Annotated in this window: 13 protein-coding genes and 1 pseudogene; 7 read left to right on the top strand and 7 right to left on the bottom strand. The window is 49.8% G+C overall.

The genetic code is table 11. From position 1 onward, the window contains the following. Nucleotides 1–8: 8 nt before the first annotated feature. Genes CBE73_RS03685 through CBE73_RS03675 form a run of 3 tightly spaced genes read right to left on the bottom strand, consistent with a single transcriptional unit; the run spans nt 9 to nt 3,761 of the window. On the bottom strand, nt 9–1,142 hold the full coding sequence (locus CBE73_RS03685; protein WP_094093047.1) for a GerAB/ArcD/ProY family transporter: 1,134 nt from the start codon (nt 1,140–1,142) through the stop codon (nt 9–11). Nucleotides 1,143–1,170: 28 nt separating this feature from the next. Continuing rightward, nucleotides 1,171–2,277: a Ger(x)C family spore germination protein gene (locus CBE73_RS03680; RefSeq protein ID WP_157739394.1), complete on the bottom strand. Its 1,107-nt coding sequence runs from the start codon at nt 2,275–2,277 to the stop codon at nt 1,171–1,173. Between the two features lie 5 nt (nt 2,278–2,282). Then, complete coding sequence (locus CBE73_RS03675) at nt 2,283–3,761, bottom strand: spore germination protein (RefSeq protein ID WP_094093045.1); 1,479 nt, start codon at nt 3,759–3,761, stop codon at nt 2,283–2,285. A gap of 198 nt (nt 3,762–3,959) precedes the next feature. Here CBE73_RS03675 and CBE73_RS03670 point away from each other — a divergent pair, with 198 nt between their 5' ends. After that, nucleotides 3,960–4,724 carry a class I SAM-dependent methyltransferase gene (locus CBE73_RS03670; RefSeq protein ID WP_094093044.1) on the top strand — a complete coding sequence of 255 codons (765 nt, stop codon included), beginning with the start codon at nt 3,960–3,962 and terminating at the stop codon, nt 4,722–4,724. A gap of 173 nt (nt 4,725–4,897) precedes the next feature. On the opposite strand, the pseudogene CBE73_RS03665 reads toward CBE73_RS03670, so the two are convergent. Continuing rightward, a pseudogene (locus tag CBE73_RS03665) lies at nt 4,898–6,259 on the bottom strand (IS1182 family transposase). A 121-nt stretch (nt 6,260–6,380) separates the two neighbouring features. After that, nucleotides 6,381–7,229 carry a helix-turn-helix transcriptional regulator gene (locus CBE73_RS03660; RefSeq protein WP_229752503.1) on the bottom strand — a complete coding sequence of 283 codons (849 nt, stop codon included), beginning with the start codon at nt 7,227–7,229 and terminating at the stop codon, nt 6,381–6,383. Nucleotides 7,230–7,370: 141 nt separating this feature from the next. Between CBE73_RS03660 and CBE73_RS03655 the strand changes: the two genes are divergently transcribed. The 3 genes from CBE73_RS03655 to CBE73_RS03645 all read left to right on the top strand — a co-directional run bounded on the left by CBE73_RS03655 (nt 7,371) and on the right by CBE73_RS03645 (nt 10,768). Continuing rightward, complete coding sequence (locus tag CBE73_RS03655; RefSeq protein ID WP_094093042.1) at nt 7,371–8,102, top strand: SDR family oxidoreductase; 732 nt, start codon at nt 7,371–7,373, stop codon at nt 8,100–8,102. Between the two features lie 298 nt (nt 8,103–8,400). Then, nucleotides 8,401–9,594 (top strand): GTP-binding protein, encoded by a 1,194-nt coding sequence (locus CBE73_RS03650; RefSeq protein ID WP_229752504.1) that lies wholly within the window; start codon nt 8,401–8,403, stop codon nt 9,592–9,594. Nucleotides 9,595–9,751: 157 nt separating this feature from the next. Continuing rightward, complete coding sequence (locus CBE73_RS03645; protein WP_094093041.1) at nt 9,752–10,768, top strand: metal ABC transporter substrate-binding protein; 1,017 nt, start codon at nt 9,752–9,754, stop codon at nt 10,766–10,768. 107 nt (nt 10,769–10,875) lie between these two features. On the opposite strand, the gene CBE73_RS03640 is transcribed toward CBE73_RS03645, so the two are convergent. Further along, nucleotides 10,876–11,724: a manganese catalase gene (locus CBE73_RS03640; RefSeq protein ID WP_094093040.1), complete on the bottom strand. Its 849-nt coding sequence runs from the start codon at nt 11,722–11,724 to the stop codon at nt 10,876–10,878. Between the two features lie 144 nt (nt 11,725–11,868). Then, the gene (locus CBE73_RS03635) at nt 11,869–12,537 is read right to left on the bottom strand and encodes a GntR family transcriptional regulator (protein WP_174704655.1); all 669 of its coding nucleotides are present in this window, start codon (nt 12,535–12,537) and stop codon (nt 11,869–11,871) included. A gap of 235 nt (nt 12,538–12,772) precedes the next feature. Here CBE73_RS03635 and uxuA point away from each other — a divergent pair, with 235 nt between their 5' ends. The 3 genes from uxuA to uxaC are packed head-to-tail and all read left to right on the top strand — an operon-like array spanning nt 12,773 to nt 16,935. After that, complete coding sequence (uxuA, locus tag CBE73_RS03630; protein WP_094093039.1) at nt 12,773–13,849, top strand: mannonate dehydratase; 1,077 nt, start codon at nt 12,773–12,775, stop codon at nt 13,847–13,849. Next, complete coding sequence (locus tag CBE73_RS03625) at nt 13,850–15,478, top strand: mannitol dehydrogenase family protein (protein ID WP_094093038.1); 1,629 nt, start codon at nt 13,850–13,852, stop codon at nt 15,476–15,478. After that, nucleotides 15,475–16,935, top strand: a complete 1,461-nt coding sequence (gene uxaC, locus CBE73_RS03620) for a glucuronate isomerase (protein WP_094093037.1) — start codon at nt 15,475–15,477, stop codon at nt 16,933–16,935. Before CBE73_RS03625 ends, uxaC begins: the two co-directional genes overlap by 4 nt. Nucleotides 16,936–16,980 lie beyond the last annotated feature (45 nt).

Genomic DNA, 16,980 nt, shown 5'->3' with positions numbered 1-16,980 from the left:
GAGTCCATTCAGGTGGAAGGATCGTCGGCCGTGGATTTCTTGTTTCCGGGTTTCCAGATCCTTAACGCCTGTGAAAGAATAAACAGCAATGGAATAAACAAAAACACGAGATATTCGCCTATATGATTATATAGAACGGACATCAATTTCAGCTGATTCGGTTTGGTCACAAGGAACATTAACGCTATAAAAATCCCCATGATCCATCCGAGACCCACACGTGGTTTGATGTTCATATCCTTTTTGAGGAGTTGACAGGAGGCCCATATCGCCAGACCGATGTTCGCCAGCAATTTGACCAGCCAAAGGGTCAACACCATGTATTCCGTCCGCTGCATCAACGGCAGCTCTATCATTGAAATAATACTGAGGGTGGGCCATAAAAGCTCCTCCATCTGATTGGGAGTGAAGTAAGTGAGGCTGATAAACAGGACCAGCAGGTAGACAAACCCGGAGTGTGCTACCGCCCAATAGGCCCACTTGCGGGATTTTTCCCTGGATTGGATATAAGGATAGAACACCAGCAGCATTTCACAGCCCAGAAATTGTTGCGACATCGTCCTCGACGCTTGTATCAATTCACTTGTCTGGTGAACGTAGACGGGAAGCAAATTCCGGCCGTGCAAATAAGGAAAGACCATAACCACTTGGGAGACGACAAAGATCAGCATAAAGACAGCTCCCCAAAAACAAATGGCTGCTACGGTCTGGAAACCTCCCGTTACCATATAGTAGGCCAGGGCTAAAATTAACAGGCTGATCGGCCATAAATTCATAAGGGGAAAAATCCACACCTGGATCACCTCCAGGTAAAATCGGAACGCGTAAAAGGCTCCCATGACGAAATACAGGGCAAAGACGATATTCAGCGTCATACCTAGAAACTTTCCGAAATAACGACGGTTAATAGCCGCAAGATGTTCTTCGCCAGGACGCTGTACCTCCAAAATCCGGAACATCATCCAGATCAGGACGAATACGACAAGGAGGGACAGCAAGGTGGCCATCCAGGCATCGGACCCGGCAATAGATACGATGTCGTGCTGGAAGCTCATCATCCCGATCCCGACAAGGCTTACATAGATCAAGAAAAACATATGAATAGGCGAAACAGTAAACTTATCGCTAACAGGACGATTCATAAAAGGCGATCTTCCTCTCTTCAGCGGTTTAATCCTGCCTTCCGCATTGAATGATCTTCAAGTGTACGGTCACTTTGGGGGTAAGAGACGGATATGCGGCATAGAACTCTTTCGGATTCCACTTTCGGTCTACGCTTCGAAAATAATCGCCGATTCCGGCCGGATCGATATGCTTCGAGCAGCAATAACGGATAAATCGGTCTATGCGGTCTGCGACATACTGCTCCATCTCGCGCTCAAGCTTCTCGATCTCCCCTTTGTTTACCAGCTTAAGATCGCCGGGAATGTTCTTCACGATGACTTGTCCTTTGACGTTGACCTTTAAGCCCAAGGGTTTGTTTACAGATGAAGCCTTAAAAGCAGTTTTTGAGGAGGCAAACCGGATCAGGGCCACCTTGTCGACCCGCACACTTGAATGGGGCATAGGGATGACGAAAGAGCCGTTTTTGGCGTCTTCGATCAGTATTTTCAGCCATAACGCCTGATCGGTTCCCACCTTGCTGATCCATCTTTCTCCATCAAACAGAGCCAGGCCGTCGACCCGGAGCCGCTGCTCCGCATCCAGCTTGAAAGAGGGGAGGAAGAGATCACGGCCTTCGTCATAATAATTGTAAAGGGTCGTATGAAGATTCTGGACCGGGAGATTGGCATATCGGCTGTTCTGTTCGATCATTCGCATCAGGTAAAGCGGCTCCTGCGTGGTTTCGCAGGCTTTTAACAATTCCACGGCGGTGGAATCGGATACGGCCAGCTTCAACCGGCTGGATATTTTAACGTCTCTTGCCAGGATATTCAGTACGGGCCCAATTCCTCTTTTGGCATAGTTTTGGCCGAAGACCATCATGCGCATTTGCCCGTATTGAATGGGATCATTGGATTCCCCGTTGAGTACCGGAATCATATCGAAGCTGTTGCTTGATCCATCCTCCATTAACTGGACGGTGGTTTTCTCTTTCTCCTTGTAATCTCCGACCAGGGCACTCACATGAATCTCCTGCCCCTTCAAATCATAACCTGCTGCCTGAATCAGTTTGATCCGGTTAATTACGGTTGGCGTACCGCAGGAGCAGAGCGAAACCAGCAGCAGGATCAGGGCAGCGAGTCCTCCCCGCCGAAGGCCAGATTCTCCAAGCAAGTTATTCACTCCTCATCGAAATCGGTTGTTGGCTTCCGTTTGCGGACTTTATAACGCTGGCTGGATACCGGCTTCACATAACTTGGCCGCTTATTAATGTAGGCGTAAGAGGACCGGATGAAGCTGTCCCTCAAATCTTTGACCCGAAGCGGGAAGAGAGGAACCGTATACGGGTAACCCAGAGAACGAAGCCTGGACAGGTGAATCAGCAGGAAAATCAGGCAGATGACAATGCCAAGACTCCCCCACAATGAGGCCAGGATAATGATAGGAAATCTCAAAAAGCGGATGGCATTGGACATTTTGTAGATAGGCGTCACAAATGAAGTCAGCGCTGACAGGGACACGATGATAATTAAAATATTGCTGGTAAAGGCGGCCTCTACGGCAGCTTGACCCAGAACAACCCCGCCGACAATGCCAAGCGTCTGGCCGATCCGGCTAGGGAGCCGGGCTCCCGCCTCACGCAGAAATTCAACAGTGGCCTCCAGGAAGAGGACTTCGATCACGGGCGGAAAAGGTACGCTTTGCCTCGAATGAATAATCCGGTTTAACAGTTCCTTTGGAATGACCTCATAATGATAGGTCGTGAAAGCCACATAGAGCGCCGTGGCAAACAGCGAGAATATCACGCCGAATATACGGATCACCCGGAAAAAAGAACCGAGCAGCCAAGGCATATAATAATCCTCGGGAGAAATGAAGAAATCAAACAACGACGAAGGACCCGTGATGAAATAAGGCGAACCTTCACTGATCACGGCCACCTGTCCTTGAGATAGGGCATATACAACCCGGTCTCTTCTTTCCGTTGTCGTAAACAGCGGGAACGGCGTAAAGGAATTATCCGAGATGAGCTGGTCCAGCTGGGAGGTGTCAAACACGATGTCAAAATCAATGGCCGACAGCCGTTTCGTCATTTTTGCCACATTCTCTGGATTGGCTATACCCTCCATATACATCATCACTATCCTGGATTTCGATACGCTGCCGATGGTGAGCTCTTTCACGATCAGATCAGGCGTGCACAGCTGGGCACGGACCAGGTGGAGATTGGTCTCCAAATCCTCTACGAACCCCACCTTGGGACCGATTACGCTGAATTCGATATCCGTTTCGTTATTGGTGCGCATGCCTTTTTTGCCGGGGATCGGGACAAGGGCAAAGCGGGGCTCCGCCTCCTGGCGGATAAGCAAATAACCTTTCAGCAGCGCCTCTTGAACCCGGGCACTATCCTTTGTCATTTCAATCTCGTCGCTGGACAGGATATTCACCAAGTCCTCCAGCTTTTCAATGGCTTGATCCCGAGCGGCTTCCTGCAACCCCTGCAAAAGTTGGGTCAGCTTATCCCCGTCGATCAGCGTTTTGTAATACAGAAAGGTAAAACCGGAAGGAAGAAACGTTAACGGGACGGTTAAGAAATCGCTGGAACGGCTGCAGTTTTGCAGAAATTGATCAAGATCCAGGGGCTTGGGAGTGGTCATGATCGATTCATCCATTTCTTGGTTTTGTATTTTACTTAAGTTGGATCAAAGGGTTGAATATTATGCGCTTCCAATGAGAAAAGGATCCGGGGAAGGCCAACTGGAAATAAAAGCTGAAAGGATATGGCCAGATGTTCCGATAAATGGTATCCTGGATTTCGTTTTAGGATGATTATGAGTAGGGGAGGCTGTACTAATATGAATGAACAAAGTGCCAAAAATAAAATGGCCTGGGAACATCGGGCCTATGAATTTTGGAACAGGCGCGATGGTTCACCTGAGGATAAGGCCAAACAAATATTAGAGAGTCCCATGGCCAAGCTAAAAAAACACAAAACTTATTTTGAAGATATTGCAGGCAAAAAGATCGCTAATCTTTGTGGTTCAAATGGAAGAAAAGCCGTTCCATTAGCCGTGTTAGGCGCAGAGGTAACCGTATTCGATATCTCAGAGGAAAATAAAAGGTACGCCCTGGAATTGGCGTGTGCCGCCCATGTCTCTATAAATTATGTTGTAACGGATATATATGATATAGACCTGGAGAAGTACGCGGGGGATTTTGACATGCTTTACCTGGAAGGCGGAATATTGCATTATTTCCATGATATTTATAGATTCATGTCTATTCTTTTTTTATTGCTGAAAGATAATGGGGTGTTGGTGCTCAGTGATTTTCATCCCCTGAGAAGATGTCTCGTTACGGGTCCTGACGCTAAAATCCAGTATCAAATTCAGCAAGGCTGCTTTGACCCTGAATTACATAGTGGGGATGTAGCCTATAAACACTATTTCAATGAACAGGAACAACAAGACTTTCCTGACGTTTCGATTAGATCTTATACTTTAAGCGAAATTATCAATTCCGTAATTGACGCCGGTTTCAAGTTAATGAAATTTGATGAGCATCGCGGCTGGAACAACGAAAACATCCCATGGGAATTTACGATTGCAGCCGGCAAATAGAAAGGGAGTCAGGTTCCTGCCAGATTCGCCAGATTTAATGATAACGAGGCAAAAAAGGTGAGAAGAAGACGCTCCTCAGGAGCGTCTCAGAGTGTCGAGAAACCCACGTCTTTGAGACGTTGGGTTTCTCTTTTTTTCATTCGTAGTTGCATGAAAACCCAAAAAAGAGGGGGTTACCCCCTCTTTTCCAGGCGATCCAGGTGGATCGCTATCTTCTTCATGTTCTGCACGGCGGCCGTCATCAACGCCTGTTCTGTGACGTTTGAGAGTCCGCGCAAACGGCAATAGCGAAACCCATGGAGCTCTTTAGCATCCGCGAAGCTTCGCTCAATCGTTTCTTTTCGTTTTCGGTATAGCTGCTTGCCATCTCGGCTTAGCCGGTTGTTTCGGACTTCATCTTTGCAGTCTTCCCAGACATACCGAGTCAGTACCTTCCGGTGGTTCCTGGAATGATTGCATCCGGCAAGCATCGGACAAGTCCTGCAATGCGCCGGATCTGACGCATACTGCCGGTAACCCTTCCGGTCGGTTGTTCGGTAGGTCAGTTGGTGTTTTTCTGGGCAGTTGTAGGAATCACTTTCAGCTTCGTAGGTAAACTTCCACTTGGCAAACAAACCCTGCTTTGGGTGAAATCTTCGGTGAGCAATAACGGCGAAAATCTTTCGCTTCTGTAAACCTCGGCAAATCGGCGTTGTTAAATAACCCGAATCCAGGGCTACAGCTTCAACCTTAAATCCAAAGCGTTCTCTTTGACGGTCTAATCGAGACAAATACGGAACCGAATCATGGACATTTCCCGGCGTGACATGGACATCGGTAATGAGATTGTATTTCAGATCCACCGTCCGGTGATCGAGATAAAAGAACCCTTCCGGCTTGCCGTCACGAATCATATAGCCGCTATCCGGGTCGGTGGTGCTCACTTTTATTTCTTTGGTTTCATTTACTTCCTCTCGTGCTTTTAGAGCTTTTTTCCGTGCGCTTTGCGGTCCTCCGCCACAGCCTCATTGAGTTCGTCTATGTAGTCTTTCGTGTTTTGCAGGACTTCCTGCTTGGTATAGTGGTGCTTGTTGGCATTGGCTTTTACGTGAGTCGAATCCGTAATGAGCACACGTCCGCCCACCATTTTGTGCGAAATGGCTTGAAGGACGATCTCGTCAAAAATCTCCTGAAAAATGCCGGTATCCTTAAACCGAGTCCGCCGATTCCAGCTAATGGTGGAGTGATCTGGGACTTTGTCGGTTAGACCCAGACCTAAAAACCAGCGGTAAGCGATATTGGTTTGAATCTCGTGCTCCAACTGGCGTTCCGAGCGAATGCCGTTAAAAATAACCGAGAAAAATCATCTTAAATAGAACAACCGGATCGATGGCCGGCCGCCCATTATCTGCGGAATACAGAGGACGAACCTTGTCCTCAATAAAGGAGAAGTTGATATATTTATCCACTTTCCGAAGCAAATGATCCTGCGGAACCAACTCCTCGATCGATACGAATTCATAGCTTTGTTGTTTTTCCCGGTTAGATCTCAGCATTCCAAAACACCTTCCGTTCATGAGTAGTTATCTATATTATACAACATTAACGCGGTGTCGTCTTAAAATAAATACACATAAAGAAGGCTGTCGAGACTTTCTCGACAGCCTGAGACGCTCCTCAGGAGCGTCTTTCCTTCAGAAATTGTTTGATTTTCTCTTCCGTCGTTCCATCCTCCAGCGGAATGTGAATGGAGACTTGCAGATCCGGAGCATCGGATGGCTGGAATGTGACGTAATCAAAAGCCAGCTCGCCAAGCAGCGGGTGATGCATGATTTTATGAGCATAGGAATATTCCAATACATCATGAAGTTCCCAATAACGTCTGAATTCTTCGCTTGCCTCGGACAAAGCCGCCACCTGCTCGCGCCACCACGGATCATCCACATGGCGGGCATATTCGGTCCGGAATTGGGCTACCGTACGCCGCGCATGATCCTCCCATTGCTCCTGCTTCATCTGCCGGAAATCCTGAGAAATAAAAGTCGACCATAACAGATTCCGTTCTCTTTCTGAGAATTGATCTAATCCTTCATACAAAATATACATAGCAGCATTCCAGGCTACGATGTTCATTCTGGCGTCCATCACGCAGGCGGGGCTGGTTTCGAGCCCATCCAGAAAGCGCTGCAGCACGGGGCTGACTTTGCTTTGCGGGATTTGCTTCACCGGCGGCGGCTGACGATGTGCGAGCAGAAACATATGTTTTCGTTCTTTATCATCCAATTGGAGAGCAATGGCCAAGCTTTCCAGCACCTCTGTAGACACATGGATCGGCCGTCCCTGCTCCAGAAAGGTGTACCATTCCAGACTGACGCCGGCTAGACTGGCGACTTCTCCGCGTCTAAGGCCCGGTGTACGTCTGCGTCCGCCTTCCGGAAGCCCGGCTTGCCCAGGTGTAATTCGTTCCCGCCGGCTGCGGAGGAAATGGGCCAGCTCCCAATTTCGGTTGCTCTCTTTATTTTCCAAGTTATAAGTCCTCCTGCCTGTCGCTAAAGGGGGGAGTGGCAATACCAGTATAACCATCCACCTTCTTGGCCTGTTCAATCCTATATAAACTAGTTTATGGGAAGACCCCGACGAAATCAATTTATCCAAAGGAGCATGAACATGAAATTAGATGCGAACACGATTCTTATTACAGGGGGCGCGACCGGTATTGGACTGGCGATGGCCGAAAGATTTATAGAAGCAGGCAGCAGCGTCATCATTTGCGGCAGAAGAGCGGACAGACTGGAAGAAGCGAAAGCCCAAAATCCGCAGCTTCATACTTATCAGTTTGACGTTTCGGAAGAAGAAGGACGCATAAAGCTCTTCGAACAAGTGACCAAGGATCATCCGAACGTCAATGTTCTGATTAATAACGCCGGTGTGATGCGCTATCTGGACCTTCCGGTGAACGAGCCTTGGAAAGATACGGCCGCTGAGATTGCAACCAATGTGGAAGCGCCGATTCATTTGTCGATGCTGTTTGCTGAATATTTTAAAGGTAAGGACAATGCGGCGATCATGAACATTACTTCAGGCCTGTCCCATGTACCGCTGGCCGTAACGCCTATCTATTCGGCGACTAAAGCCGCCATCTACTCCTTCACGCTGAGCCTCCGCAAGCAATTGGAGAAACATGGCGTACAGGTGATCGAAATCTGTCCTCCACTCACGAATACGGATCTTGGCGTACCAGGATCCAACACAGCTGGGGTTGCGGTAGATGAGTTTATAGACGCTCTTTTCAAAGGGTTTGCTGAAGGCAAACAGCAGGTGACCTATGGCTGGTCTCAGTTGACTACGGAGGCTACACCTGCAGAACGCGAGCAAATTTTCAATCAATTGAACGGCTAATCTAATGGCTTTTCACTCATAAAAAGATGTAATGCCCGGGTCCATGCGTTTGAACGCATCCCGGGCATTTTTTTGTATATAGGGACATAAACAGCCCTGTTACGAATACAGCAGGGATCGACCTGCTTATTCTCCCTTGTCCATCTGGATCTGGGCACATCTTCCTCCGGCAGGCAGTTAGCATGTAAATGGTTATTTTCTGTTAATCGATTGACTCAGAGGGCTAAGCCCAGTACAATTCATTTTAATAGTAATTATTACGATTAATATCGCGAATCAGAACAGGAGGACGAATAGGATGACGAAGCAAATGGAGATAAAAATTCCAGTTACCGTATTAAGTGGTTATTTAGGAGCAGGCAAAACGACCATACTGAATCATGTACTGAACAACCGTGAGGGCTGGAAGGTCGCCGTCATTGTGAATGACATGAGTGAGATCAACATTGATGCCGATTTGGTCCGCGAAGGCGGCGGGGTATCGCGTATTGACGAAAAGCTGGTGGAAATGTCCAACGGCTGCATCTGCTGCACCCTGCGGGAGGATCTGCTGAAAGAGGTAGAGCGTCTCGCTCTTGAGGGAAAATACGATTACATCCTGATCGAATCAACCGGGATCGGCGAACCAGTGCCGGTTGCCCAGACCTTCAGTTATGTGGATGAGGAGAACGACATTGATCTCACCGGCTTAACTCGCCTCGATACGATGGTGACGGTCGTCAACGCGCCGGAATTTCTCAAGGACTATCACTCTCGGGAAACCCTTCAGGACCGGGGGCAGGAAGCCGGGGAAGAGGATGACCGCCGAATTGTAAATCTGCTGATTGAACAAGTAGAGTTCTGTGACGTGCTGGTGATCAATAAATGCGATCTGCTAGAGGAGGCGGAACTAGAGCATCTGGAGCAGGTGCTGCGCGGCATTCAGCCGGGGGCGAAGATCGTAAGGACGGTTCATGGACAAATCCATCCCAAGGAGATCATGGATACCGGTTTGTTTGATTTTGAGAAAGCCAGTCAGTCCGCAGGCTGGATCAAAGAGCTGATGAAGGAAGAGCATACGTCGGAAACCGAAGAGTACGGCATTCATTCCTTTGTCTACAAACGGAAAATTCCGTTTCATCCGGAGCGTTTCATGAAATGGGTGTCCCGATGGCCGCAGGAGGTCGTGCGCTGCAAAGGATTGCTTTGGCTGGCGACCCGCAACCGGACGGCGGTTTCCTTCAGCCAGGCGGGCAGCTCCAAACAGCTGTCAAGCGCAGGGTTGTGGATGTCCGCGCTTACCCAGGAGGAGAAGGAGCTCTATGGGATCATGGAAGAGGATCGTTCTCCGGATTGGGATGCGCAATATGGGGACCGCGTCACCAAGCTGGTCTTTATCGGTGTGGATATGAACCGGGAGGAGATCATTCACGGTCTTGATCAAACGCTGTTAACGCCGGAAGAAATGACAGGAGACTGGACCCGGCTGGCCGATCCGCTGCCGAAATTTTGAACGATTTCTTTCAAAAAAATTTCCAAACTCTTTGAAATTCAATTAATAGGGTTTACAAATCGTAACTATTACGATATTATGTGAAAGGATTAATCGTAATGTTTACGTTTATATAGAGCTACATAAAAAGTATTTATAAAAAAGGGGTAATCGATTTATGAAATCACCGAAACACGTGCTTGCTGCTTTATCTTTGTCTGTGGTGCTGCTGGCAGCAGGCTGCAGCTCTAATAACAATAACCAGTCTGCTAATAATGGGGGCACGCCTTCTGCATCCGGTCAGCCGGAAACGTCGACTTCCGCTTCAACCGAAAAGCTTCAAATCAAGACAAGCTTCTATCCGATGTATGAATTTACCCGTCATGTGGCCGGCGATCTGGCCGATGTGGAGAGCCTGATTCCGCCGGATGTCGAACCTCATGATTGGGAGCCGACAGCCAAAGACCTGGCGGAAATTACAGATGCTGATGTTCTGATCTATAACGGTGCCGGATTGGAAGGCTGGGTGGATCAGGTGACCTCCAGTGCTACAGGCGGCAATTTGACAACGATTGAAGCGAGCAAAGGTCTAGACATTATGGACGGCTTTGTGGAAGAAGAGGAAGAAGAGGGACATGATGAAGGGCAGGAAGAAGAGCATGACCACGGCGGACTGGATCCGCACGTCTGGCTGTCTCCGGCACTCGCCATTAAGGAAGTAGGGAATATCGAGCAGGGACTGGCTCAGGTTGATCCGAATCATGCCGATACTTACAAAGCGAACGCAGACGCTTATGTGGCTCAATTGCAGCAGCTCGATCAGGACTTTAAAGACGGTCTGAAAGACGTCAAACGGAAAGATTTCATTACCCAGCATGCTGCCTTTGGATACCTCGCCAAGGAATATGGCCTGACTCAAGTGCCGATTGCCGGATTGTCTCCGGAACAGGAGCCGTCCGCTGCCAAAATGGCGGAAATTGTAGACTTCGCCAAAGAACATAATGTGAAGACGATTTTCTTTGAGACTTTGGTGTCTTCCAGTGTTGCGGATACGATCTCCAAGGAGATCGGAGCGAAATCGGCTGTTCTGAATCCGATTGAAGGTTTGACCGCCGAAGATCAAGCTAACGGTTTGGACTATATCGGCATTATGCGTCAGAATCTGGAAGCTTTGAAGACGGCGCTTAACGAATAGATTGCTTTACATTAAGTTTTCTTTCAGAAAGACTAAGAAGAGAGACGCCGAAAGCAGCGTCTCTCTTTATTTTAATGCGGTTAATTATTTAAGTTTATTGTGCGGATTCATGATTTCCCTGGATTGGCTACATAGGGTTTGACACCAGGGGCGCTGTGCTGATGGTCCGGAGCAGGACCGAGAATCGGAATCTGACCTTCTGGCTGAGGTTTGACCACATATTCGAAGTTCCCTGTGCCATCCGGCAAAGGTCCGCTGGCCCAGCGTCCCTGACGGCTTTCTTCGCCTTCCGAGAAGTTCAGGAACTGCCGCGTAGCTTCTTCCACCGCACGTTCTCTAGGGAAGGAAGCCGGAACGATAGGTCCGTCCATCTGTTCGATTTCTTCAATCGCGGCCAGCCACTGATTCTGGTGCATGATGTCACGGGCAATCATAAAGGACAACATGTCGCGGATCCCGGGGTCTGTCGTCTGCTCGTACAAACGAACTACCTGTAGAAGCCCTTGAGATTCGGCATTCAGATTGGCGCGGAAATCGGCCAGCAGGTTGCCGCACGAAACGATATATTTACTGTTCCAAGGGTAACCGTTGCTGTCGGTAGGCGCCGCGCCTAATCCGGTTACGATCGCATGCTGCGGATTCATCCCGCCGAGCGCTGCGGCAATGATCGGATCTTTGGCCGCTTCCTCCGCCTGATCAGCGGGAGCGCCGTCCAGCAGCTGGGCAATCATGGTGCTCAGCATTTCGACGTGGCCGATTTCTTCGGTTCCGATATCCAGAAGCATATCGCGGTATTTTTGCTCGGCACGGCAGTTAAAACCCTGGAACAGATACTGCATCATTACGGACATTTCACCGTATTGCCCGCCCAGCACTTCCTGCAGCTTTCTGGCATAGACCGGATCGGGTTTCTCCGGCTTCGCCCGAAATTGGAGTTCTTTGATGTGATAAAACATTCGAGTTCCTCCTTATGGTGTGTGGATTGCAGCTACGTTAATGTTTATAACCGGGAATATTGGAGGCCAAACAGGCTGCAATAACAACGGCGGAGGAACAGGAAACCAAAGAATAAGAAGAGCAAGCGGGAAGCAGGTTTTCATTCACATCTTAATATAGTCCGAGAAATTCTCCTGCAGATATCGGGAGTTAATATCCTCTCTCAAATGATGCTGGATTAATTCGTCGAGCAGGTCCGTTTCCTGATGGATCAGATAATCAAGCATCTGCCGATGCTCGGCGTGTATGTCCTCCAGCTTCTCTTTCTTAAGCATATGCAGCCTGCGGTACCTGGCATAATGCACGTTAAACTGCTGGATGAGATTCCACAGAAACTCACGGCCGGCCAGCCGGAACAGGGCGTGGTGGAAAGCGTCATCCAGGTGAAGGAATTTTTCCGCAGCATCATCTTGTTGAATAGCCCCCTGCTGCCGGTTCAGAATCTCTTTCAATTCGTGTACACCTGCAAGCGGGAGGTGAGCGGTACATAGATGGTTCATAATCTCTTTCTCCAGGACGCTTCGCAAATAGATCATCTGCTCAACCGACTCCAGATCAATAAAAGAAACCATATTCCCTTTCTTGGGATAAACGTCTATGTAGGATTCCAGGCTGAGCTGCTTCAGGACATCGCGAAGCGGCGTTCTGGAGATTTGATAACGTTCGGACAATGCGGTTTCGCTCAGAATACTTCCGGGTTTCAGCTTTAAAGTGATAATTTCTTGTTTGAGCGCGTTCATGATTTCGTTTTTGATTTCATTTTTGGTGGACATATGAACTCCTAAGGGGATCGGATTTTAAACTAGTATACAACGAATATACAATAAATCTGCTAGGAATAAAAGAAATCTTTAGCAGCATCAATCGTATAAGATTGAGCAGTATTCATGGATTTTTGAGCTTTATTAAGGTGTTTGCAAAGTTCTATTGACAGCGGTTTCTTTGTATTTTATGATTCAGGTGAAATCTTGTATACAAGACTTTGATCGATGGGGGAGGATTTGGCCAATGAAGATGACGTGGAGATGGTACGGCGAAGGGAACGATAATATTACTCTGGACCACATCAGGCAAATACCGGGTGTAAGGGGCATCGTCTGGTCCCTGCACGATAAAGTGGCCGGAGAGGTTTGGGAGATGGAGCGGATTCAAGCAGCCGCCGATCAGATTACAAGTAAAGGCTTCAGCACGGCTGTGGTGGAGAGCGTAAACGTGCATGACGATATCAAAATCGGACGGCCGAGCCGGGATCATTATATCGACATTTATATCGATACGATCCGCAAGCTGGCCCAAGTAGGCGTGAAGGTGATCTGTTACAACTTTATGCCGGTGTTCGACTGGACACGGACCGAGCTGTATAAGCAGCTGCCGGACGGATCAAACGCGCTGTTCTATGAAAAGGCTGCCATTACTGACAACCCGCGTGAAATGGTTGACCGGATCCTGCAGGGCGCAGGCAAGTTCACCATGCCGGGCTGGGAGCCGGAACGGCTGGAAAAGCTCGATGAATTGTTTGCGTCTTATGTGGATGTGACCGAGGAGCGTCTCTTCGAGAATCTGCAATATTTCCTGGAGCGGATCATCCCGGTCTGCGAAGAAGTCGATATTAAAATGGCGATTCATCCGGATGATCCCGCCTGGCCGATCTTTGGACTTCCGCGCATCATTCGCAGCCGGGATTCGATCCGCCGATTGCTGGACGCCGTGGATAGTCCTTATAATGGCCTTACGTTCTGTACGGGTTCACTGGGAACCAATCCGGTGAATGATCTGCCGGCGATGATTCGTGAATTTGCGGACCGAATTCATTTTGCGCATATCCGGAATGTGAAAGTGTTCGAGAACGGTGATTTCATTGAGGTGTCTCACCGCGGCCGCGATGGCAGCGTCGATGTGCCCGAGGTTGTTAAGGCTCTTTATGAAAACGGATACACCGGTTATGTCCGGCCGGACCACGGCCGTCATTTGTGGGGGGAAGAGGCCAACTGCCGCCCGGGTTATGGTCTGTATGACCGAGCGCTGGGCGTCATGTACCTGCTTGGCGTCTGGGACAGTCTGGAAAACGCAGGGAAGGTGAATTAAATGCTTCACTTATCTTTGAGCGGCCTTGCTGATGAATCAGGCTGGCAGTCCGCGGGCGTGGAGCTTCCCCAGTTTGACATCGGGCAGATGGTGAGGAACACGGAAGAGAATCCGCAGTGGATTCATTTTGGCTTGGGTCAGATTTTTCGGGCTTTTGTGGCGAACTGCCAGCAGAAGCTGCTGGACACTGGCAAAGCGGATACGGGCATCGTGGCCGTTGTCCCCCATGATATGGAGAGCATTGATAAAATCTACAAACCGCATGATCAGCTGACCCTGCTGGTGCAGATGAATGCTAACGGCGATTTCCAGAAGAAAGTGGTTGCCAGCATTGCCGAAGTGCTCGGGGCTGATCCGCAGCGGGAGCAGGACGACCGGCGGCTGGCGGAAATTTTTGAACATCCGGGTCTGCAAATGGTCAGCTTCACGATTACGGAGAAAGGTTATTCTCTGACGGGCGCGGACGGCGAATATTTGGACAGCGTTCGCAAAGATATGGCTAACGGGCCGGAGCGGCCGGAACATTTGATGAGCAAAATCGCTTCGCTAGCCTACCGCCGTTATCTGGCAGGAGCGTATCCGCTGACGTTCGTCAGCATGGATAACTGCTCCCATAACGGGGATAAGCTGATGAGCAGCATTGTGACGATTGCCAAGGAATGGGCTGAAAAAGGGTGGGTCGAGCCGAATTTTCTCACCTATCTGGAGGATGAAAGCCGGGTAGCGTTCCCGCTGACGATGATCGATAAAATCACGCCGCGCCCTTCGGAGAAGATTAAGCATCAGCTGGAGCAGCTGGGGATCGCGGGTATGGATATGATCGGAGGCGGCGGTCGTTCGTTTAACGCCCCTTTCGTGAACGCCGAGAGCAGCGGATATCTGGTGATAGAAGACAAGTTTGCGGGCGGGCGCCCTCCGCTTGAAGAAGCCGGCGTCATCTTCACAGACCGGGATACGGTGATCAAGGTCGAGACGATGAAGGTGACCACCTGCCTCAATCCGCTGCATACCGCGCTGGCCGTCACTGGCTGTCTGCTGGGCTACAGCTTGATAGCGGACGAAATGAAGGATGATACGCTGCGCCGCTTGGTCGAAAAGATCGGTTATGACGAAGGGCTGCCGGTCGTCGTAGACCCGGGCATCCTGAATCCAAGAGCGTTTCTGGATACGGTGCTGCAGGAACGCTTCCCTAACCCGTTTATTCCGGATACGCCGCAGCGGATCGCTGCCGACACCTCGCAGAAGGTTGGCATCCGGTTCGGGGAGACGATTAAATCTTACAGGGACCGCAAAGACCTGGATCCGGCTGAGCTGACGGGCATTCCGCTGGCGATTGCCGCCTGGTGCCGGTATTTGCTGGGGGTGGACGATGAAGGCAAGCCAATGCGGATCAGTCCGGACCCGCTGCTGGAGATGCTGCAGAAGCACTTAAGCGGGACGACGCTGGGCGCCAAGACATCTTCGGTGCGCGGTATTTTGGAGGAGGAACGCCTCTTTGGCGTGCGGCTGTATGAAGTCGGACTGGGCGAGAAGATCGAGGGCCTGTTCCACGAAATGCTGGAAGGCCCGGGCGCCGTACGGAGAACCTTGGAGAAGTATTTGAAAAAAGGAGTGAATCCGGTACAATGAAACCTTTTATTCATGAGGATTTTCTGCTGCAATCGGAGGAAGCGCGTATTCTCTATCACGAATATGCCAAAGCTCTGCCGATTATCGACTATCATTGTCATTTGGATCCTAAGCTGATCGCGGATAACAAACCGTTTAGCAGCATCACGGATGTTTGGCTGGGCGGAGACCATTACAAATGGCGGGCCTTAAGAACATTTGGCGTAGAGGAACGATATATTACCGGCAGCGCTTCGGATGAAGAGAAATTTGCCAAATGGAGCGAAGTACTTCCCTACACGATCGGTAATCCGCTTTACCATTGGTCGGCGCTGGAGCTCAAAACGTATTTTGGCGTGGAAGAGCAGCTTCAGCCGGGCAATTGGCGGGACATTTACGATCACTGCAACCGGCTGCTGGCTCAAGATGAATTCAAGCCGCAGGGGCTGATCACACGCTCCAAGGTCAAATGGGTCTGCACCACCGATGATCCGGCGGATGATCTGGCCCATCATGCCCGGATTGCCGAAAGCCAAAAGCAGGCTGGTCAGGGTCAGGAACAGGGCGGCCAAGGGGATGCGGTTTTTGCCACCCGGGTGACGCCAACGTTCCGGCCGGATAAAGCGCTGCAGATCGGGGCGGACTCTTTTCCGGATTATGTTAAGCAACTGGAGCAGGCTGCCGGGTTTACAATCACGTCTTACGCCCTTATGGAACGTGCTTTGCTCGAGCGGGCCGACTTTTTCAATCAGCAGGGCTGCCTGATCTCCGACCACGGCTTCTCACATCTGCCTTATGCGGAGGCTGCGCCGACCGAACTGGAGGATATTTTTAACAGACGGATGAACGGACAAACGTTAACTAGCCTGGAATGCGATCAATATACGACGGCATTATTCCTTGCGCTCGGACGCAAATATGCAGAGCTTGGCTGGACCATGCAGCTGCATATCGGAGCGATTCGCAATCCGAATTCGCGCAAGTTTCACGAGCTGGGTCCGGATACGGGTTATGATACGATCGGAGATAACACTTATGCAGACCGTTTATACAAGCTGCTAGATGGTTTGGAACGTACGAATGAGCTGCCGAAGACGATCCTGTACAACCTGAACAGTTCGCAAAACGATGTGCTGGCCGCGATGGTCGGCTCCTTCCAGGGAGAGGGCATCAAAGGGAAGGTGCAATTCGGCTCTGGCTGGTGGTATAACGACCAGAAGGACGGCATGCTCAAGCAGCTCACGTCACTGTCTAATCTCGGCCTGCTGAGCTGTTTTGTGGGCATGCTGACGGATTCCAGATCGTTCCTGTCGTACACGCGCCACGAGTATTTCCGCCGGGTGCTGTGCAATTTGATCGGGGGCTGGGCAGCGAACGGCGAAGCGCCGAGAGATCTTCCTTTCCTTGGACAGATGGTCCAGGATATTTGTTATTATAATGCGGACCGGTATTTTCAAATGAATTTGGCCTCGTCATAAGAGTAAAAAGCATAGAAGTAACGGAGCTTTAGCATGAAAAAAGAC

The sequence above is a fragment of the Paenibacillus physcomitrellae genome (genome assembly GCF_002240225.1).
Taxonomy (GTDB): Bacteria; Bacillota; Bacilli; order Paenibacillales; family Paenibacillaceae; genus Fontibacillus; species Fontibacillus physcomitrellae.
This window is presented reverse-complemented; position numbering and strand designations above follow the sequence as displayed.

Bases quoted from the DNA above. Each gene is read 5' to 3' on its own strand.
- CBE73_RS03685 (WP_094093047.1), bottom strand. From the start codon at position 1,142: ATGAATCGTCCTGTTAGCGATAAGTTTACTGTTTCGCCTATTCATATG.
- CBE73_RS03675 (WP_094093045.1), bottom strand. From the start codon at position 3,761: ATGACCACTCCCAAGCCCCTGGATCTTGATCAATTTCTGCAAAACTGC.
- CBE73_RS03670 (WP_094093044.1), top strand. From the start codon at position 3,960: ATGAATGAACAAAGTGCCAAAAATAAAATGGCCTGGGAACATCGGGCC.
- CBE73_RS03655 (WP_094093042.1), top strand. From the start codon at position 7,371: ATGAAATTAGATGCGAACACGATTCTTATTACAGGGGGCGCGACCGGT.
- CBE73_RS03650 (WP_229752504.1), top strand. From the start codon at position 8,401: ATGACGAAGCAAATGGAGATAAAAATTCCAGTTACCGTATTAAGTGGT.
- CBE73_RS03645 (WP_094093041.1), top strand. From the start codon at position 9,752: ATGAAATCACCGAAACACGTGCTTGCTGCTTTATCTTTGTCTGTGGTG.
- CBE73_RS03640 (WP_094093040.1), bottom strand. From the start codon at position 11,724: ATGTTTTATCACATCAAAGAACTCCAATTTCGGGCGAAGCCGGAGAAA.
- CBE73_RS03635 (WP_174704655.1), bottom strand. From the start codon at position 12,537: ATGTCCACCAAAAATGAAATCAAAAACGAAATCATGAACGCGCTCAAA.
- uxuA (WP_094093039.1), top strand. From the start codon at position 12,773: ATGAAGATGACGTGGAGATGGTACGGCGAAGGGAACGATAATATTACT.
- CBE73_RS03625 (WP_094093038.1), top strand. From the start codon at position 13,850: ATGCTTCACTTATCTTTGAGCGGCCTTGCTGATGAATCAGGCTGGCAG.
- uxaC (WP_094093037.1), top strand. From the start codon at position 15,475: ATGAAACCTTTTATTCATGAGGATTTTCTGCTGCAATCGGAGGAAGCG.